The sequence below is a fragment of the Dyella flava genome (assembly GCF_016904955.1).
Lineage (GTDB): Bacteria > Pseudomonadota > Gammaproteobacteria > Xanthomonadales > Rhodanobacteraceae > Dyella_B > Dyella_B flava.
The window spans coordinates 61,097-78,339 of record NZ_JADIKE010000028.1 but is presented as its reverse complement, the minus strand read 5'-3'; the positions used below and the strand labels follow the sequence as shown (position 1 = coordinate 78,339).

Genomic DNA, 17,243 nt, shown 5'->3' with positions numbered 1-17,243 from the left:
TGCCTCTAGCAGCGAATGGCCCATTTTGCGCAGTCAGTAATTCCTCGTCCACACGGTATAGGCCCCCGATTGGCGCTTCAAAAGAAACCCGGCTGAAGTCAAGGCGTGCTGATCGGCCTCATAGAAAGGCAGGTTATCCGCAATAACTATGGTATGAACGTTAAGACGATCAACCGCGCTCTTCAATGGGCCGCCATCCAGAGCAATCTCTCCATTGACATATTGCGCAAGGATCTTGCGATCCAAATAGTCCCGGTGGGACATGTAAGGGGCAAGAAAGTCGATATAGATGCTGCGTACGTTCACCAGCGGAGGGTGCTCTTCGTACATGGCGATGGTTCCTCCAACACGATCATCCCCCAGGACTCTTCCGTCTGGCGTGAGTGCTATCGCTTCTTCCGCCGCATTGGCCGCATTCAATTCCAGCTTTCTTGAAGCGAACTGCCACGTGACCTGATTAGCGGATCGCAAAGTGCCATACGGGATGGCTATCGTCGCCAGCGAAAGGGCACCTGCAATACCAGCACCGGCTCCTATTTTTTCGACCAAACGAGCGCCCCTGGCCAGACGGTCGAATAGCAAAGAAATAGATACACCTAAATAAATCACGACCGGAAACGACCAAGTTACCCTCCAATAGACCGGAGCAGTAGTTACGTAGCGAGAAATCCAGGGGGCGAGAACTGGATTGAGTAGGACACCAAGCAAAATGAGCGGAGGAAGGGCCATGCGCCAACGAAGTAGCGGTGTATTAGCCACGAATGGACCGATCAATAATAAGAAGGCAACAAGGAACTGTTGATGTGCTCCGTAGATACCTGTCCATACTTTAGAAGCTGATTCCTGGTCAAAGTGTGCAAAGATCCCAGCCCCATGAGAGCACACTGCAACGAAAACCAGATACGGAATAGCCACGCATGTAGTGCATGCAAGCATGAAAATTTTACGCAGATTATCTCGCGTAATGGGGGGGCAGGCGCTGATTGAGGCCACGGCACCAGCCATCGGGGCACCGAGCATTCCGAAGTTCGTCAATCCGATTGACGTAATCTGCGCGCACACCAGTAAATACAAATCAAAAGGCCGACCCTGGCGGGCGTAACGAAAGGACAGGCCGTAGATTAACGGCACCATGATCGACAAAAACAGGGCCTTACCCTGGAATATACGCACAAACCCGAAATTTCCGACGCTGCTGAGCTCTTCGCCAAGAATCAGCATCAGGATTACCGCGGCTGTTCCTGCACCAATCCACCATCGACAGAACATTTCGCGCGAACAGAAGAAAACGGAACCAACAATGGCAAAGCCTGCGAAAGGCGGCAGGACTCGATACATGACATCCATGGCCGGGATGCCCGCAACTTTTGCGATAACAGCAGCAAACGGCTCATACGCGCTAAACCGGTAGCTTGAAAAAAAGAGCGGCCACCCGGCCTCTCCAAACATGGGGTCGTTGACGAGTAACGGAGCATGCGGATGACTGGCCGCATATGCCGCTGCAGCAACGTAATAGCCATCGTCCAAGTCGCTGCGCGAAACAGACAGCGTAAGCAGCGCACAAGCCAGACCCAGCACAATCACCCATACCGTATTGGATCCGGTTGCAGGAGTGATTCCCCCATCACGGAGAGACGGAGTGGCAGCTACGGAATAGGCAGCCATGCATAGCAAGATGAGACTTCCGGCCCAAAATGCCGTCCAGGAAAAATGAAGGACGGCAATTACTACGAACACGCCAACAAGCTGGCGCATGTCCAATACCGGCGCTGCATGCGTTCGAAGAAGATCTTCCGGCACTTTCGCACGATAGGCCACAACTCGACCCACCAGCGCGAGCATCAGCGCCGTCACGGGCATTAGTACACATGCTCCGATCAACGAAATATGCGCGAGTGTTGCGATGTGGCACGCAAGGCTCCATGCGGCAAATAGGACGAGGCAGACAACGCCCACTCGATTCACAGGTAACAAGCCTCCACTATTGCCACTCGATCAGTGAGCCGATGGTCCCTAGCTTTTACGGACTTCCACAGCATGGTTTTGTCCAAGAAGCCACCAAGCACGGCTCAGTCCAGCGCCAGCGGCGAAGTTATATAGATAGAACCGGGATGACCTCGGCTAGGAAGCGCCATTCCCTTCGTTTCGTATTGTGAGAAGAAGATTGCTCGGCCACCCGCCCAAATACACGGACCTCACCGTGTAATCACGCAACCCGGCTTCCCGACATAATTGATGAATGTCCCGCGCGCCGAGCAAGTTGAGATTTTCCTCGCGCGAAAGTACGTCGTGTCCCATTCGTCGAATGATGCTGCGGAACGTTCTGGGCGGAAGCCAATGCAGCAGCGGAAGGACTGTATGAAATTCGACAGGAAACCACCGATTCGGCGTGGTCAGAAACGCAAATTTACGCGCTGTTCTTGCCAATTCGCAGATAAATGCTTTTTGCTGCTCTCGACTGCCAACGTGTTCCAGCACAGCACTTGAATGAACAACGTCGTATTCGCCATCGCCAAAAGGTAGCGAGCGTCCGTCTGCATGCACATACCGGACCCCTGGATAGCGCCGCTCCAGGAAGGATGCGTCGTCAATTCCACAAGCCGTGATCTTATCCTTGTAGGGATACCACGCTTCCAAATAGTTGGATGCTTCCAGCTCATCATCGGAAGTGACGCCTACATCGAGAAGCGTATCGGTTGGACTGACCCCTTCGGCCAGAAATCGATCGAACATGACGCGCCGCATCTTGGCTGCAACACGATCGGCAAATGAACCTGCGGCCATCGTGCTGTATTGGGCACTGACTTCGGTTTTTCGCATCTTCCCACCCTACTGAACCGTTAATTTGCGAAGAAAATCAATCTTGCCTGTACATAGTAAGAAATCACCGCACCAATCAGCCCGCACAGCGGAAAAACAATTACCGCCGGCAACCCGACAAACTTACCCAAGGCAGTAAGCATGGCAATAAATCCTGCGTTGCATACCTGCAGCGCAAAGTAGCGCGGAAATGAGCGGCTGTGCGATTCGTTACTCCTGAACGTAAGCTCTCTTTGCATCCAGAATGTCGGAAGAATTGGAAGCAACGTCCCGGCAACTACTGAAATTACCTCACCTACGTGGAAAAAATAATGCAACGTATACGAAATGACGAGATAGAGCGCAAAACCCGTGCCACCTGCTACCAGGAAGAAGAACACGCGACGCAACCCGTCATTAACTCCGATCGATGGGGTTGGCATGCTTGAAGAATTCGGTGAATGTCGTTGCGAAGAAACCCGTGAAAGCTATCTGGGCCGCGATCAGGACTGCCGCGAGTGAGAGGACGAATGGCCGGAGAAATTCACCATAAGCCAGCGCTTGATAATCAGTACCCGCCCATCTCAGGAAGCACCACGCAGCCCCTCCGACGCCGCCAAGGAAGAGAACGAGTGCAACGATCAGCAACGTTTCGAGATCGCGTGCCGCATTGAACCATCGCCTTTCCTTTCGATGGATACCGAAACTGCTCGCAAATGCTCGAGCGATGACGCCAAACAGCAGCATCTGTACGCCAAATACGGTCAGCAGCACGCATCCAACAAAACTATGGATATCCAGGGTTATGCCGTTGACGAAATGTCTCGGGCCGCCCACGAGAAATGCGGTACCGACGAGTCCGAATACGAACGAGACCAGCCCCGGAAACAGATAAAGATACCTAGGCGAAAAGATCAATAGGAATCGCAGATGACGCCAACCGTCGCGCCAGGTTCTCAAATGCGGCGGCCGGGAGCGGCCATCGGGTTTCAAAGTGGTGGGCACTTCTTCGATACGCTGTCCGCTAAGCGCCGCTTTCACAATCATCTCGCTGGCAAATTCCATGCCCGGGGTGACCAGGTTCAATCCATTCACCCGCTCTCTGTTGAACCCCCTGAGCCCGCAATGGAAGTCACCCACCTTTATGTGGAAAAAGAGCCTCCCAAGGAAACTGAGGACTGGATTGCCCAGATACTTGTGAAGAAAAGGCATGGCACCGGGTGCGATGCCACCTTTGAAGCGATTGCCGACAACCACATCGGCTCCCGCACGTAATCTTTCGACATACGGCATCAGATTGGAAAAGTCGTAACTGTCGTCCGCGTCGCCCATGATGACGAACTTCGCCCGAGACGCGGCAATACCGCCGAGCAAGGCTGCACCATAGCCGCGATCTCGCACGTTCACCACCACGGCCCCTTCACTTTTCGCGATTTCCTGAGAACCGTCAGTACTGCCGTTGTCCGCGATCATGACCTCGCCAACGACACCACTCTTCTCCAGGAAGGCACGCGCCTTGCGTATGCAAGTAGCCAAAGTCTCCGCTTCGTTCAAGCAGGGCATCAGTATGGTTAGCTCAAGCACTTTAATCTCTCTCAAAATCGCATTCTGTTATACGGGGGGGACACCTTCACGCATTCAATCAAAAGCGTGCGATCTATCGGACAAACTCAACTCGCCCGCCCACCATCTGGCGGACGGATACCAGCGCGAAGAGTGCATATATCGACAACACAGAAGCAATGACTGTCAGGATGAAGATGGGCGCCATATACGACGAATCCATCACGGTAAAAGAAGAGGCGTTCACCAGTATCAGGATCAGTGCACGCATCAGACTGGACACCCAGCATGTCGCCGCGATTCCGATAATGACAGGGTATTGTCGCTGGCGGATCGCCAAGAAACAGGCGAGTACGAATGAGAGAAGGCCTAGCACCAGTAGCGGCGGCTGCATCCAGGTGTATACGCTGTAAAGCCGCTGCCGAATCCGGCGCGCGAGCTTTACGCGAACGTCATCGTATACGCTGTTTGTGCGCCATACATCTTCCGCATCCAGGGCGAGCAAGCCCGTCCCGACCTTTGAAATTTGCCCCTGAATCGATACAGGCGGAATGATCGGAAAACTCTTGGGCGCGGCATCTGCGCCAGTAAAAATGATGGTGCACTTCGCAGCACAGGTCGCACTCAGGGAAAACCGCTGTCGGCTTGCACGCTCGTCATGGAAACTTTGCGGCAGATCGGGACTGTCTGACCTGACCAGGGTGTACGGGACATCCTTGCCTTGTTCATCCAGCACCTTCACCGTGAACCACCCCCCTTCCGAGCCCGGGAGATAGTACCAGCCGCGCATCTCAACATGAGTAACGAGTGTATTGGACAGTGGATAGTGGGCCGGGTGATTCAGGAAATCGACGGTCGACTGAAATTCATTTTCTGGGCCAAAGACATTCAATTCATCAGGAGCAGTGTCGGCACCGGGATGCATGACGTCACGGAAAAGGGTGCCTGCCGATACGGGGATACTCCAGAGTTGTTCCCGTGTCATGGATGGCACTTCCGGGATCAGCTTCTTGACACAATGCAGACGCCCATCGTTGCATGCAGCCTGGATCTCTGCCGTCATTCGGGCGTAGAAATTGGAGGCCGCCTTGGGCGAGTTGTATTGCCCCACGGCCGCGACTGCATCGCGCATCGCCCAAATGAAGAAGCCGGTACCAATGTCGCCGCACGCCGAGGAGTGCATCTTGCATTCGCCGGCTTCCCAGCGCGACGACCCCGATTCCGGGTCGATATAGGGCTTCAAAGACGCAAAGGAAGGACTGACTGCATAGGCCTTCATACGCACCTCGCGCGGCACGCTGACGTAGGCTGTTCGCTTGGAAGGCTGCACGCTCTCGAGTATGTGCCATGCCGCCTGAAAGTTGCGCTCCTTGAAATCGACGCCAGAAAATGATCCGTAGTACCTGAGATTGACGACGGCGAAAGCAAGCTGCGTTAAAAGAAACACCCCGATTACGCAAAGAGTGGGCAGCAGCCAGCTATTAGCGGCCGGCTGGGATCTTTTTCGCAGAATGGCGTAAAGCACCAATGTAACCAACCCTGGCACAAGCCAAATGCCTTCCTCTCTGGTTAACCAGAACCAGCCAAGCAAAAGGCCGCCCGCTATTGCCGACCAGAATCGGACACGGGAGCTGCGGGCAATAAACAGAGAATAGGAAAACACAGCCAGAACGAGGACAGTTTGGCTGACATATATGCTATCGCGAAGGATACGCGTGATTTCAAATGTCTTCGGGTCCAGCATCGGCGCCACGTAGACAAACATCGCCAGTACGCGAGACCCCGTCATCTTGAAGACTACGAACGACACCGACGCGACTGCAGCGCAGAACAGCAGTGCCCTGGTCAGAGTGATCGGGAGCCCGACCCAATAGTTGAATGCGAGGAATAGTGGATACCCCGGCCCCTTCATCAGCGTGAACTGATTAAACGGACCGAGCCATTGCCCCTTGGCCAGGTATTGGGCCAATCGAACGAAAAGCCCGTCGTCGTAGATCTGCCACGTCATGAGTACCAGCGGGGTATTCATGGCGATGAACAAATGCACCAGCGTTACGACAAGGGCAATTATCAGCAAGGTCCGTGTCTGCATGGGCTGCACCCACGGGAGTTTCCATTTGCTAGTCACGATTCTCTGCATCCCCAAGAGTAGCGATCAACCCCGCGAGCAAAAGCATCACCCGGCACATGGGGACCCTACGATTATGGCCTCCCAACGGGCACTCCAGCAATCGAAGGTCGAAAGCCACGAGCCAGGTGCATAGGGTAACTGGTAGGGCCAAAAAAATCTTATAAGCAGCAGGCTGCGGAAAAAAAACTGAAATTCAATGAACGCTATCGAACACCAAGCAAGAAATTTTCCAGCCCCCTTTTTCCCCCACAACAAGCACCTTCACCATTGCAGGTCGCCGGACCCAGTGCCCGCAACGAGAGAAATCCCGCCCGGGCATCGCGTTAGTGCAAATAGCGAGGCCCCGAAGGCCACTTGATGCGATAATTGGCGTGCTTCCCCATATTTACCAATAGCCCTTCCCAAAGCCTGTGGACAGGCTGTTAACATTTGTCCATCCAGGTCACTCGCAGCAGATTTCTACCGTCGGATCAGCATGGCAGACACACCACCTCAGAAGTCACGACTTCAATTCCTGGACGCGCTTCGCGGCCTAGCGGCGTTTTATGTGGTTCTTGATCACACCGTCTATGTCCCGGTGCCGCAACTCACCGTGCCCACATGGGCACAAGACATTGTCCGAATGGGTGGTTCTGGCGTCGAACTATTTTTCGTCATTAGTGCATTTTCTCTGTTTTACACGATGCCTTTGCGGCTAGCGAAACAGAAACCGACACTAAGCTTCTACATCCACAGATTTTTCCGAATCGCGCCTCTCTTTTATGTCATCCTGCTGTGGACCGTTATCCGCGACCACCATTTGTTCCGCGTCACCCCATCGCTAAAGGACGTCCTGACAAACATTTTCTTCATATTCAATCTGGACCCGAAGGGGCAAAGTGGGTTGCCATGGGCGGGCTGGACGATCGGTGTAGAAATGATGTTTTACGTCGTATTCCCCTTGGTCTACGCGAAGGTCCGCAGCATCTACGGCGCAGCCTGCCTATTTATCGGGTGCATTCTTCTTTGGCATCTGATTCAAGTGCTTCTATTTTATTCCCCGCTCAGCGCTGAAAACGTTGTGTCCATGCAGCAGAGATTCGTCTTCCTGTATCTCCCCATTTTTTCATGCGGGGCAATCTGCTTCTTTGCCTTAAAGAAACATTTGCATGAAGGCGTAACGAAAGTAAAACCAGAGATTGGCCTGCTCATTTTGTTATCCGGCGCTTTATTGTTCATGGGATTGATGCATAGCTGGCTGCCGAATATTTTTGGAAATGGCCTTTATTGGGAGGGCCCTATTTATGCGATGCTTACGATAGGACTTTGCTTCTTCCCACTGCGGTTATTTGTCAATCGCTTCATGGTTCACATGGGACAAATTAGTTATTCGCTTTACCTTATTCACCCCAGCGTCGTGTACTTCTTGATACCGGTATACCGATCGATCTACAAAACGATCCCAACCACATCGTTGGACTTGTTACTGTGCTACGCCATTACGCTGGCGATTTTGATACCCATCGCAGAGGTCAGTTTCCGGTTGATTGAAAAACCCGGTATCAAGCTGGGATCAAAGGTCTACAAGGCGCTGGTCAAGAGTGACCGCGCGCCATCGATGGAAGCGGTCGTTGAAGCAAAACATTCGCGGCGCGAAGCAGGCAATTTCATAAGGGCACCGCAAGACCGAGCATCCGCATCACGTGAATCCCAGAGTTGAGCTGCCGGAATCTTACGCAAAGCCACCACGAAGATTTGAAAGCCTCAACGGGACGTCGACGATAGTGCTCGGTTAGGCGCGATCGCCGACCCCGACTATAATTCAGCCACTGGATCAGTGGGGTAGCAGCATGAGGGTTTTGGTTTGTGGTGGCGCTGGCTATATCGGTTCGCACATGGTGCGCATGCTTCTAGCAGCAGGCCACCAGGTCGTAGTGTTCGACAACCTTTCTACCGGCCATTCCCTGGCCGCCGAGCCGGCCTCCTTGGTTGTCGGAGACTTGCTCGATGTCCCGTTGCTTGAAACCCTGCTGACGACGCAGCACTTCGATGCCGTGGTGCACTTCTGCGCCCGATCGCTAGTCGGAGAATCAGTAAGCGAACCCTATGCGTACTACGAGAACAATGTCATCGGTACGCTGAACTTATTGAAAGCCATGCGCGCCGCAAAGATCAATAAGCTCGTGTTCTCTTCTACCGCTGCAATTTTCGGAGACCCTGAGTCCGAACTTATCGCCGAATCCCACCCTGTCCGCCCAATCAATCCTTATGGCTCAAGCAAGGCAATGGTCGAGCGCATGCTAATGGATGCCGCGCGAGCATACGGCCTGTGCTCCGTGGCATTGCGCTATTTCAATGCGGCAGGGGCCGATCCATCCGGGGAGATTGGAGAATCACACGAACCGGAAACGCACCTGATTCCGAATGTACTTCGTGCCGCTCTTGACGGTCGCAACACGCTAAAGGTGTTTGGCCATGACTACGCGACAAGAGACGGAACCTGCGTTCGCGACTACATTCATGTTAATGACCTGGCCTCCGCGCACACGAAGGCCATCGAGTTCATGGCAAACCATGAGGGTGCTCACCAGTTCAACCTCGGCAACGGAAGAGGCTTCACTGTAATGGAAGTGATCGAGGCAGCGCGCCGCGTTACCGGCGTTCGTGTTCCTTTCGAATATGCGCCCCGGCGTGCCGGTGACCCGCCCGTATTGGTGGCCTCCAACGCAAAGGCACGCGAACAGCTGGATTGGTCGCCGACCTTCACCGAGATAGAGGCAATCATTGAAAGCGCCTGGCGCTGGCATCAGAACCCGCGCTTTTAAAGCCTCTCGACCGCTATTGCAGCTAGTCGGTCATAGCGCGCGGCACGCGATATCAGACCTGTGAAGGCTCAGTAACGCAAACGTCACCCTAATAGGTGACTGGCCGCATCTATGTCTTTCGAAGGACGAGGCAGAATTGATCGGAACGAGTCCCATCCATGCCGGCATGGATGATCCCGGAAACATGATCTAAATGGCGCCCCACCCATCCTCTCGGTATAAACCCTTCACCGTAGAAACTGCCATCGCGCAATGAATCCGTGGAACAGATTACCCGTCCATGGTTTCACGCAGTCGTACGAAGGGAGTCCCAGGTTCGAGCGAGTCCTTCTTGCAGCGAGACACCAGGGGCCCAGTCAAATCGCCGTTGCGCAGCAGATATATCCAGGACAATCTTGGGCACATCGAACTTTCGCGCCGGCAAGTATTCCACGGGTAACTCCGTTTCGGTGATCTCCCTTACCAAAGCGCAGATTTCGTTGAGCGACAATCCGATTCCAGTACCTGCGTTGTAAACGCCGCATGCATTGCTCAAGCCAGCCTTGATAGCCAGCGCAATGAGATCATCAACATATATGTAGTCGCGAACCGTCTCGCCGTCACCCCAAATGGTCACTGCCTGCCCCTGACGCGCTTTGCCCAGAAACGCTCCGACAGCCCCCTGAATACCAGCCGTGGATTGCCGTGGCCCATAGGGATTTGACGGCCGGAGAATCAATGGATCGAGCGTTCCCATCTGCTGATACATAAGCAGATAGTTTTCGATGGCGACCTTGGTGACGCCATACGAGGATATAGGCCTCAGGACATGACTTTCCGTCACCGGAAGGCTCTGGGGGACACCATAGACAGTGCCGCCCGACGAGAAGAACACGATGCGCCGCGTCCCAACCTTCGACATGGCGGCAATCAGGTTGAGGCTGCCGACGATGTTGCTGGTGACGTCAAACACTGGATCCTGGTTCGACGTACCCGGGACCGTCGTACTAGCCAGGTGGTAGACGACTTCAATGCCATCAAGCACATCAACCAGCAACTCGGTGGTGTCGAGGCCGCCCATACGATAGTCAATACCGCGCCAATCGAAATCGGGGCGTTGCGGCAAACGATCAAGCACCCTGACTTGACGTCCCGTTTCGCGCAATCTGCTGACTAGGTTCGACCCCAGGAACCCGTTGCCGCCGATAATCAATACGCTCATGTGTCAGACGTCGCAGTGTTGGCATCGGGCAGCCCCAGGGATGACCGCAGCTTGCGTGCATAAACGCGTGCGGCATCTTTGGTCGTCTCGTCCAGTTCGAACAACTCCTCCGCCGCGCGCTGAACTCGCACCACTTCCTGATAATGCTGCTCCGCCACCGACCCGAGTGTTACGCTGCGGGAGTGCCGGCGGTGCTGATTGCACGGGCTCGCGTCGTACACCAACTTACCCTTCTTCAGCATCAGCAGATAAACCAGCCAATCGCCTGCGATGCGATAACTGGCAATATCTTCGATATTGTTCCGTAGCACCTCAAGCAGAGCCTCCCTCCTAAACAACACCGCACTCACATTCGGCAAGGTGTTTTTCACGGCCAGACCGGCGGTCACTTCATCCACGCCATCTGCGAGGTAACTCTCGGACCAGCGCGCCAGATTCAAATCGTCCGTATAGCCGAAATAATTGGGCGACAGCACTTTGCCCGACTCATCGATCTGTTCCGATTGCGTGTATCCGAGTACCACTTCGGGGTGCGACTGCAGAAGGCGCGTCAGTCGCCTCAAGAAGTTCGGCTTACAAAGATCATCGGCCTCGGCGATCCAGACATAGTCACCCTTGGCCAGCTCCACGCCTTTCAACCATTGCCGGAATACAGAACCGCTATTGACTTGATTCCTGATGATCTGCGGCTCCGGGTGAATTTTGCTCCTGAGGTCTTGCAACGTACTAAGGCTGTCATCGAACGATGCATCGTCGAGCACGATGATTTCGTATACGGGCACCGTCTGATGGGAAATCGTTGCAAGCCGCTTCTGCATGTAGCGGGCGTAATTGTAGTTGGGCACGACAACAGACACTCGCGGAATATCCATGTCGGCGAGCGCGAGAAGATCCATCACGTACGACCGGAACGAAAAGGACGAATCGACCAACTTCACGCCAGTAGCACCCAGTTCGCTCCGCAATACGGGATTGCGAAGGATGTTGAGCAGCGCCTGCGCATAAGCCGCAGCGTCGAATGCAGGGACGCAAATGCCACCGCCATCTTGCTGGATCAAGTCGGCCGCGCCACCGGTTCCTGCGAATGCGACCACCGGAGTACCAACCGAAAGACTTTCCAGCACGACCGAGGGAAACGGGTCTTCGCGTGACGTCAGCGCATAAACATCCGCCCCTGCATAATAATCATCCGTCTCAAAATCCATGCCTACGAAATGGAATCGAGACTCATAACCCGCGGCGCGCAATGCAGCCAGCGCGCCCGCGACAGTATTCGAGTCGTGATGGCCGACCCAAACAAAGTGCAAGTCCGGCTCGGAAGCCATGCAGAAAATCGCTGACTGCGCGAGAAGATCCACACCCTTTCGCCGATCCGCGTAACCTACGGACAAGACGATCTTTGCATTTGCACTCAATGAAAGACGCTTGCGTAACTTAAGCCGCGCTTCTGAAAGGTCCGTGCAGCCCCTATATCTGCTGCGCGTGAACATGCCCTGCGGGCGTGTGACCAGCTTGTTCTTTAGGTCTTGCGAATTGACGAATTCACCAAGTCCTTTACCTACAACGGCAGCCGGCACAACGATGTGCTCAGCATAGACGCTCATTTCGCGTACGGCTTCCTGTAAGCCGTAGTCTCTGATTACGCCGGGTAATTCATGCACAAGCGAGAGCACTTTTAAGCCGGCCTCGTGCAGCTTACCCACAATCTTGCCTGAAACCGCCGTATTAGCAATAACTGCGCCGAAACCACGCGTGTGTAAATCGTTTGCCACCCTCTCGATGTCGCAACCATCGCCATACAGTTTATGGACTGGCGCCATGGCCTCAAATTCTTGAACGAGGCGCCCGCCCCCCAGCAGTAGCACCTCTACCTCAAGGCCCATGCTTTGATGAAGCTCTCGGACGAGGTGAAGCGCGAGATATTGAGCCCCATGCGGATGAGCGTCATGAGAGACCACCACCACGCGATTCTCGACGCCTGCTTCGCCAGCGTGACTTAGCAGAGCAGCACGTGTCTGTTTGAGATACGCGTAGCCGTAACGGCGATCCGGCTCCAGGTGTGCGCCTTCAGCCCACTCATTCCACGCATTGATAAAAACAATGCGCTCACCTTTCACAGGATGTCGCCGCGCATAATCCACTGCGAAATTGAGCCACTCCCGATAGCGGCGAGGAGTCGCATTGGCGAATGTATAACCACGACCCGGCTTACGGGCCTCATTATCCCAGGACGGGAAAACGCCCCGGAACATGCTGTATTCCACCTTGCCCATCTTGCGTGCGCGCTCGACGATGCTGGCGTAGTCGATAACCTGGCCAGCATAGTCAGGATTAACGATCTCGAGTGATCCATTGATGGGGCTCAAGTCGCGCGCAAGTTTATGCGGGGGAAACTCAATGGCGGCATCGAAACCAAACTGACGCGGATCCTCCACATCGAACTGCACCATGGCAATGAACAGCTCTCCTATTCCCACATTGCGGCAGTACTCTCTCCATCGAGCTATCGTCGCTGCCGCGTCAGGCAAAATTGACGGCCGGTAAAGAACGACAAGTGGGCGCCCATCTACCCGAATATAGCGTGCATCGCGCAACAGCGGCTCAAGCGAAGCAATGAATGCCATGTCGTCTTCGGGTGAATAGTTCTGCGAGATCAGCATCTCTTGATCGAGGCCGTCCCATCGCCGCGTCCAGTTTTCGTTTGCCCAGCAGATGCAAAATGGAAAGTCGATATCCTTGTTATCCAAAAACTGCTGAAGAGGCCGATCGAGCAAACGCGTTCCGGCAAACCAGTAATAATGGAAACAAAAACCTTGAACTCCATAATGCTTGGCTAACTCAACCTGACGACGCATGACCTCCACCACGCGCAAGTCATAAAAACCGAGTTCTCCGGGAAGGTGCGGCTGATAATGGCCGACAAATTGCGGAACAGCCTTGGACACATTGGTCCATTCCGTAAAGCCCCTACCCCACCACGCATCATTTTCAGGGATCGGATGAAATTGCGGCAAATAAAACGCAATCGCACGAACGTCGAGGCTACAAACATCAACGGGCTGATCATCCATCGCGACATAATCTGCCTGCTGAGCACCAGCAGACATTTGATATAGGTCGCCAACCACGCTCCACGCCGCCGCCTGCTTGGCTCCAACCGATTTTTGCCGATTCTGAAAAGCGCTTCGACCGCCACGTCCTATCGCCTGATTCATCCCGCTCGCTGATTGCTCGTGGGCGAGCCAAGCCCGATAAGTCGCAGTGTTCTTGACAAATACCCCACCCACTTGAAACAAGACCCTCTTCAATGCGAGTCGTCTTGAATTCGAAAGTGGAATCTTGTGATACGCAACACGTGCGGCGCGCCCCAGCCGGCTCTTCGAGCCTTTGATACGCAGCGCTCTACGCAGCCAACGAAGCGGCGCCGTAACTCGCCAACTTGTCGATGTTAAGATTGCGGTCATTTCGGCTTCCTTGCGTGCAAGCTGATCTGTAAAACTCTTTATCTCACCTTCTTTCTGACTGAGATCAGACTGTAAGCTGGCGACTTTTTCACGCAGCTGCCTGGCCGTATCTTCTACGTAAGCCATGTGCTGGGCCTTTCCTTCGGCGTCCCAGCGAAGCGTCAAAAGATCGTCTACGTGTGCTGCAAAGAGATTCGAAATTTCATTGAAACGATATTCAAGACCGTTCAATTCACTCCAATTCACCCCGCTATTGGCGATAGCCAGACAAGTCGAATACAGCTGCGCAGCAAATTCCGGCATGCCTCCGGCAAACCCCAACGCTTCAGCATCATGTTTCGCAACATGATGTCGACGCCCCTTGTTCAGGAACGCATTGACTTGCGCTGCAACACTTGTGACGTCATTTGGCCATTTGATGGACAAGTCAGAGGCAACCCTCTGCATCGTGCCTTCCCAGTCCAAAAGGAGCTGGTCAAATGTCACCATTGATCTTGGGAGATGCGTGGTTGCAGCAGCGGCAGCCAGGACATACTGAACCCACATGAGGAACAGTGGTTCTTTAGTCCACTGGTTGCGCGCATGTAATGATTTCGCAACCTCGTTGGGGTGGCGAATCACAAAAAGACAGGCAATCTCAAACCCCAGGGATTGAAATGCTTTAATCCATAAGGGCGCCGTCAGGCACATCCGGGGATCCTTCATCGCAACCAAGGAACACCCATTGAAGTCTGCCTGGATGAGCGCCGTCATCCGACTCAAAGCTTGTTCGGCGGCCTTGTGCTGCAGCCAGCCCTTCGGCATTTCACGCATGTCGTACCAAGTCCTGCCGAGCCCGCTCAACAGGTCTTCATTAATTGATACGGCGTCCGCGTGCTCCCAGAAACCATCCGGGTTGTCGGGACCCGGCGTGACGAGATTGGAACCAAGTTCTGCACCGAGCAAATTCACGACACGCGTCGCTGCGGACGTTCCGCTGCGATGCATGCCGAGCACGAAGAGAACTTTGCGTGGTTGGTCTTGCGCTACAGTCATGTATGGGCCATAGAAGTGTGATGCACACTAATTTCGGGCACTATGTTCAAATCAATGATCGTGGTACCGAGCTTTCCTGGCTCGTGAATAACTTTGAACATCGCGACATCCAGCCAGCGATCGAGGTAAATCTCTTCCTCGCCTATACAGCCCTGGACCCCGGCATTCAAGAAATACGTACCTGACGCGAACATGCAGGGAAACCGGAACCTGACTTCAACGAGCGTCCCCGCTTCAACATAAGGCACCCCCTCTCCAGACCACGACGTGACGGAGCCTGCGAGCTCCAGACCAGTAATGGTCTTAATCAGCATGCCATAGCGGACATTCGTTGCTGCACGCTCGAATGAAGTGGTGTAGACATACTCATACTCCACCCCCGCTTCCAGCACATTAACTCTTTTGCCACTCAGGGTTTCGATATGTGGGTCCTGGATGCTGGCACCGGCTGCTTCATATCGGAAGGTACTCTTGGGAACAAGCCCCTCTTCAAAGTAGGCCCTCTCACCGCTCTCGTTCACATCGCGCGAAACGGAACCTGCTTGTCCATCCTGCTCGGAATCTGACAAGTTGGTTATTGCAGCATCTGTCGGTGCCGAATTCGAGTTCGATTCGTTCCTGATCGCGTCCCGTATTGACGCCACTTTGTCCGCGGGCGAATAAAGCAGCTTCTGGTAGCGCGAAACGACATACTTGGGAGTGTCAATAGCCAGCAGCTCGCCAGCATCGAGCAAAATCGCACGATCACATAATTCCACGACGGTACTCGCGGAGTGAGAAACAAAAAGTATCGTTGCACCACTTTCGCGAATCTTATTGATGCGGGCAAAACACTTGCGTTGAAAAGCTTCATCACCGACGGACAGAGCCTCGTCGACAATCAGAATATCAGGTGACACATTGATCGCCACAGCGAATGCAAGTCTCACATACATACCGCTGGAATACGTGCGAACAGGCCGCTCCATGAAATCGCCGATCTCGGCGAAAGAAGCAATCAGATCGAAGCGATCATCAATCTCCTTGCGTTCCAGGCCGAGAACAATGCCGTTCAGGTAGACGTTTTCACGACCCGTAAATTCCGGATTGAATCCGGAGCCAAGTTCCAACAACGCAGCAACGCGTCCATTAACGTTAACTTCGCCCGCAGTAGGAGTTTGCGTACCGCAAATTATCTGCAACAAAGTGGACTTACCCGATCCGTTACGTCCGACGATACCCAGTGTCTCGCCATGCGGCACGCTAAAGGATACGTCACGCAACGCAACAAATTCGTTGTACCAGCGGCGCTTGTTCCGACGCGCAAGCATCTGCACGAGACGGTGATGTGGGCGCTCATATACTGGGAATGCCTTGGAGACATTCTTTATATCGATAGCGCACGATTCAGAGTACATCTGCGAATCCCTTGCGAGTCTTTTGGAACCACCAGTAGCCCAGCCAGGCCACTGTCGCGCTAATCAAGGTGTAAACGCCGAGACCCAGCCAATCTGGAGCGCGCCCCCAGACAAGGACGTAGCGCGCCTGCTCAATAATGAACGTTGCAGGATTGACAAGAATGATGGCCTTGAAAGACGGCGGCAAGTTATCGATCGAATAAAACACCGGCGCAAGGAACATTAACGCCGTTGTGATAATCCCAGTTGTTTGCGCCACGTCGCGCAAGAACACCCCAAGCGATGCAAGGAACCAAGTTGCACCGAGAATTCCTATGACAAATGGCAAAATTACCAAGGGAAATAGTAATGCCGTGAGATGTGGAACTCCGACCAAAAACAAATAAGCCAACAGCCACACGAGCAGACTGATGAAGCAGTGAAAGATGGAAGCCCCCATGGCGATCACCGGCAGCACTTCCAACGGAAAAACTACGCGTTTCACGTAGTTCACATTCATCACAATCAGCATCGGGGCGCGATTGATGTTCTCGGCAAATATCGCATACACGATCATGCCGACGAATAACACGATCGCGAAGTCGACTTTTCCCGCGGACTGCCCCGTTCCCCAGCGCGAATGAAACACCGTGGTAAATACGAACGTGTAGATCAACAGCATCAGTAACGGGTTGAAGAACGACCACGTCAGCCCCATGAACGAACCACGATAGCGCCCAACAACTTCACGCACCGTCATCTGTGTTATTAGCGTGCGATGACGCCAGACCGTTTTAACCATCGCCCACGGCGACGTCGGCTGAGAAATGTGCGGGTCCATTCAAACCACTCCAAACAAATCAGTTTTTA

At 53.9% G+C, this 17,243-nt stretch carries 11 protein-coding genes; 2 read left to right on the top strand and 9 right to left on the bottom strand.

Annotated features, from left to right (window positions below):
* Positions 1 to 33 precede the first annotated feature (33 nt).
* From ISP19_RS04475 to ISP19_RS04455, 5 genes are all read right to left on the bottom strand, one after another.
* Positions 34 to 1,860, bottom strand: coding sequence for a DUF6077 domain-containing protein (locus ISP19_RS04475; RefSeq protein ID WP_204680150.1), 1,827 nt, complete (start codon positions 1,858 to 1,860; stop codon positions 34 to 36).
* 261 nt (positions 1,861 to 2,121) lie between these two features.
* Positions 2,122 to 2,820, bottom strand: a complete 699-nt coding sequence (locus ISP19_RS04470) for a class I SAM-dependent methyltransferase (protein ID WP_204680149.1) — start codon at positions 2,818 to 2,820, stop codon at positions 2,122 to 2,124.
* Positions 2,821 to 2,840: 20 nt separating this feature from the next.
* Complete coding sequence (locus ISP19_RS04465; protein ID WP_338082365.1) at positions 2,841 to 3,200, bottom strand: GtrA family protein; 360 nt, start codon at positions 3,198 to 3,200, stop codon at positions 2,841 to 2,843.
* Positions 3,201 to 3,216: 16 nt separating this feature from the next.
* A complete protein-coding gene (locus tag ISP19_RS04460) occupies positions 3,217 to 4,362 on the bottom strand; it encodes a glycosyltransferase family 2 protein (RefSeq protein ID WP_275577101.1) in 1,146 nt (381 codons plus the stop codon).
* A 94-nt stretch (positions 4,363 to 4,456) separates the two neighbouring features.
* Complete coding sequence (locus ISP19_RS04455; RefSeq protein WP_204680146.1) at positions 4,457 to 6,454, bottom strand: hypothetical protein; 1,998 nt, start codon at positions 6,452 to 6,454, stop codon at positions 4,457 to 4,459.
* Positions 6,455 to 6,968: 514 nt separating this feature from the next.
* Here ISP19_RS04455 and ISP19_RS04450 point away from each other — a divergent pair.
* Positions 6,969 to 8,192 carry an acyltransferase family protein gene (locus ISP19_RS04450; RefSeq protein WP_204680145.1) on the top strand — a complete coding sequence of 408 codons (1,224 nt, stop codon included), beginning with the start codon at positions 6,969 to 6,971 and terminating at the stop codon, positions 8,190 to 8,192.
* 130 nt (positions 8,193 to 8,322) lie between these two features.
* Positions 8,323 to 9,297, top strand: coding sequence for a UDP-glucose 4-epimerase GalE (gene galE, locus ISP19_RS04445; RefSeq protein WP_204680144.1), 975 nt, complete (start codon positions 8,323 to 8,325; stop codon positions 9,295 to 9,297).
* A gap of 286 nt (positions 9,298 to 9,583) precedes the next feature.
* Here the strand turns inward: galE and ISP19_RS04440 are convergent, their stop codons facing one another.
* From ISP19_RS04440 to ISP19_RS04425, 4 genes are read right to left on the bottom strand one after another with little or no spacing between them, the layout of a single operon-like run.
* A complete protein-coding gene (locus ISP19_RS04440; protein ID WP_204680143.1) occupies positions 9,584 to 10,498 on the bottom strand; it encodes an NAD-dependent epimerase/dehydratase family protein in 915 nt (304 codons plus the stop codon).
* Positions 10,495 to 14,997 (bottom strand): glycoside hydrolase family 99-like domain-containing protein, encoded by a 4,503-nt coding sequence (locus tag ISP19_RS04435; protein WP_204680142.1) that lies wholly within the window; start codon positions 14,995 to 14,997, stop codon positions 10,495 to 10,497. Before ISP19_RS04435 ends, ISP19_RS04440 begins: the two co-directional genes overlap by 4 nt.
* Entirely contained in the window at positions 14,994 to 16,394 is a 1,401-nt protein-coding gene (locus ISP19_RS04430; RefSeq protein ID WP_204680141.1) for an ABC transporter ATP-binding protein, read from the bottom strand. Before ISP19_RS04430 ends, ISP19_RS04435 begins: the two co-directional genes overlap by 4 nt.
* Positions 16,384 to 17,214, bottom strand: coding sequence for an ABC transporter permease (locus tag ISP19_RS04425; protein ID WP_204680140.1), 831 nt, complete (start codon positions 17,212 to 17,214; stop codon positions 16,384 to 16,386). The genes ISP19_RS04430 and ISP19_RS04425 overlap by 11 nt, the downstream gene beginning before the upstream one ends.
* Between the last annotated feature and the right edge of the window lie 29 nt (positions 17,215 to 17,243).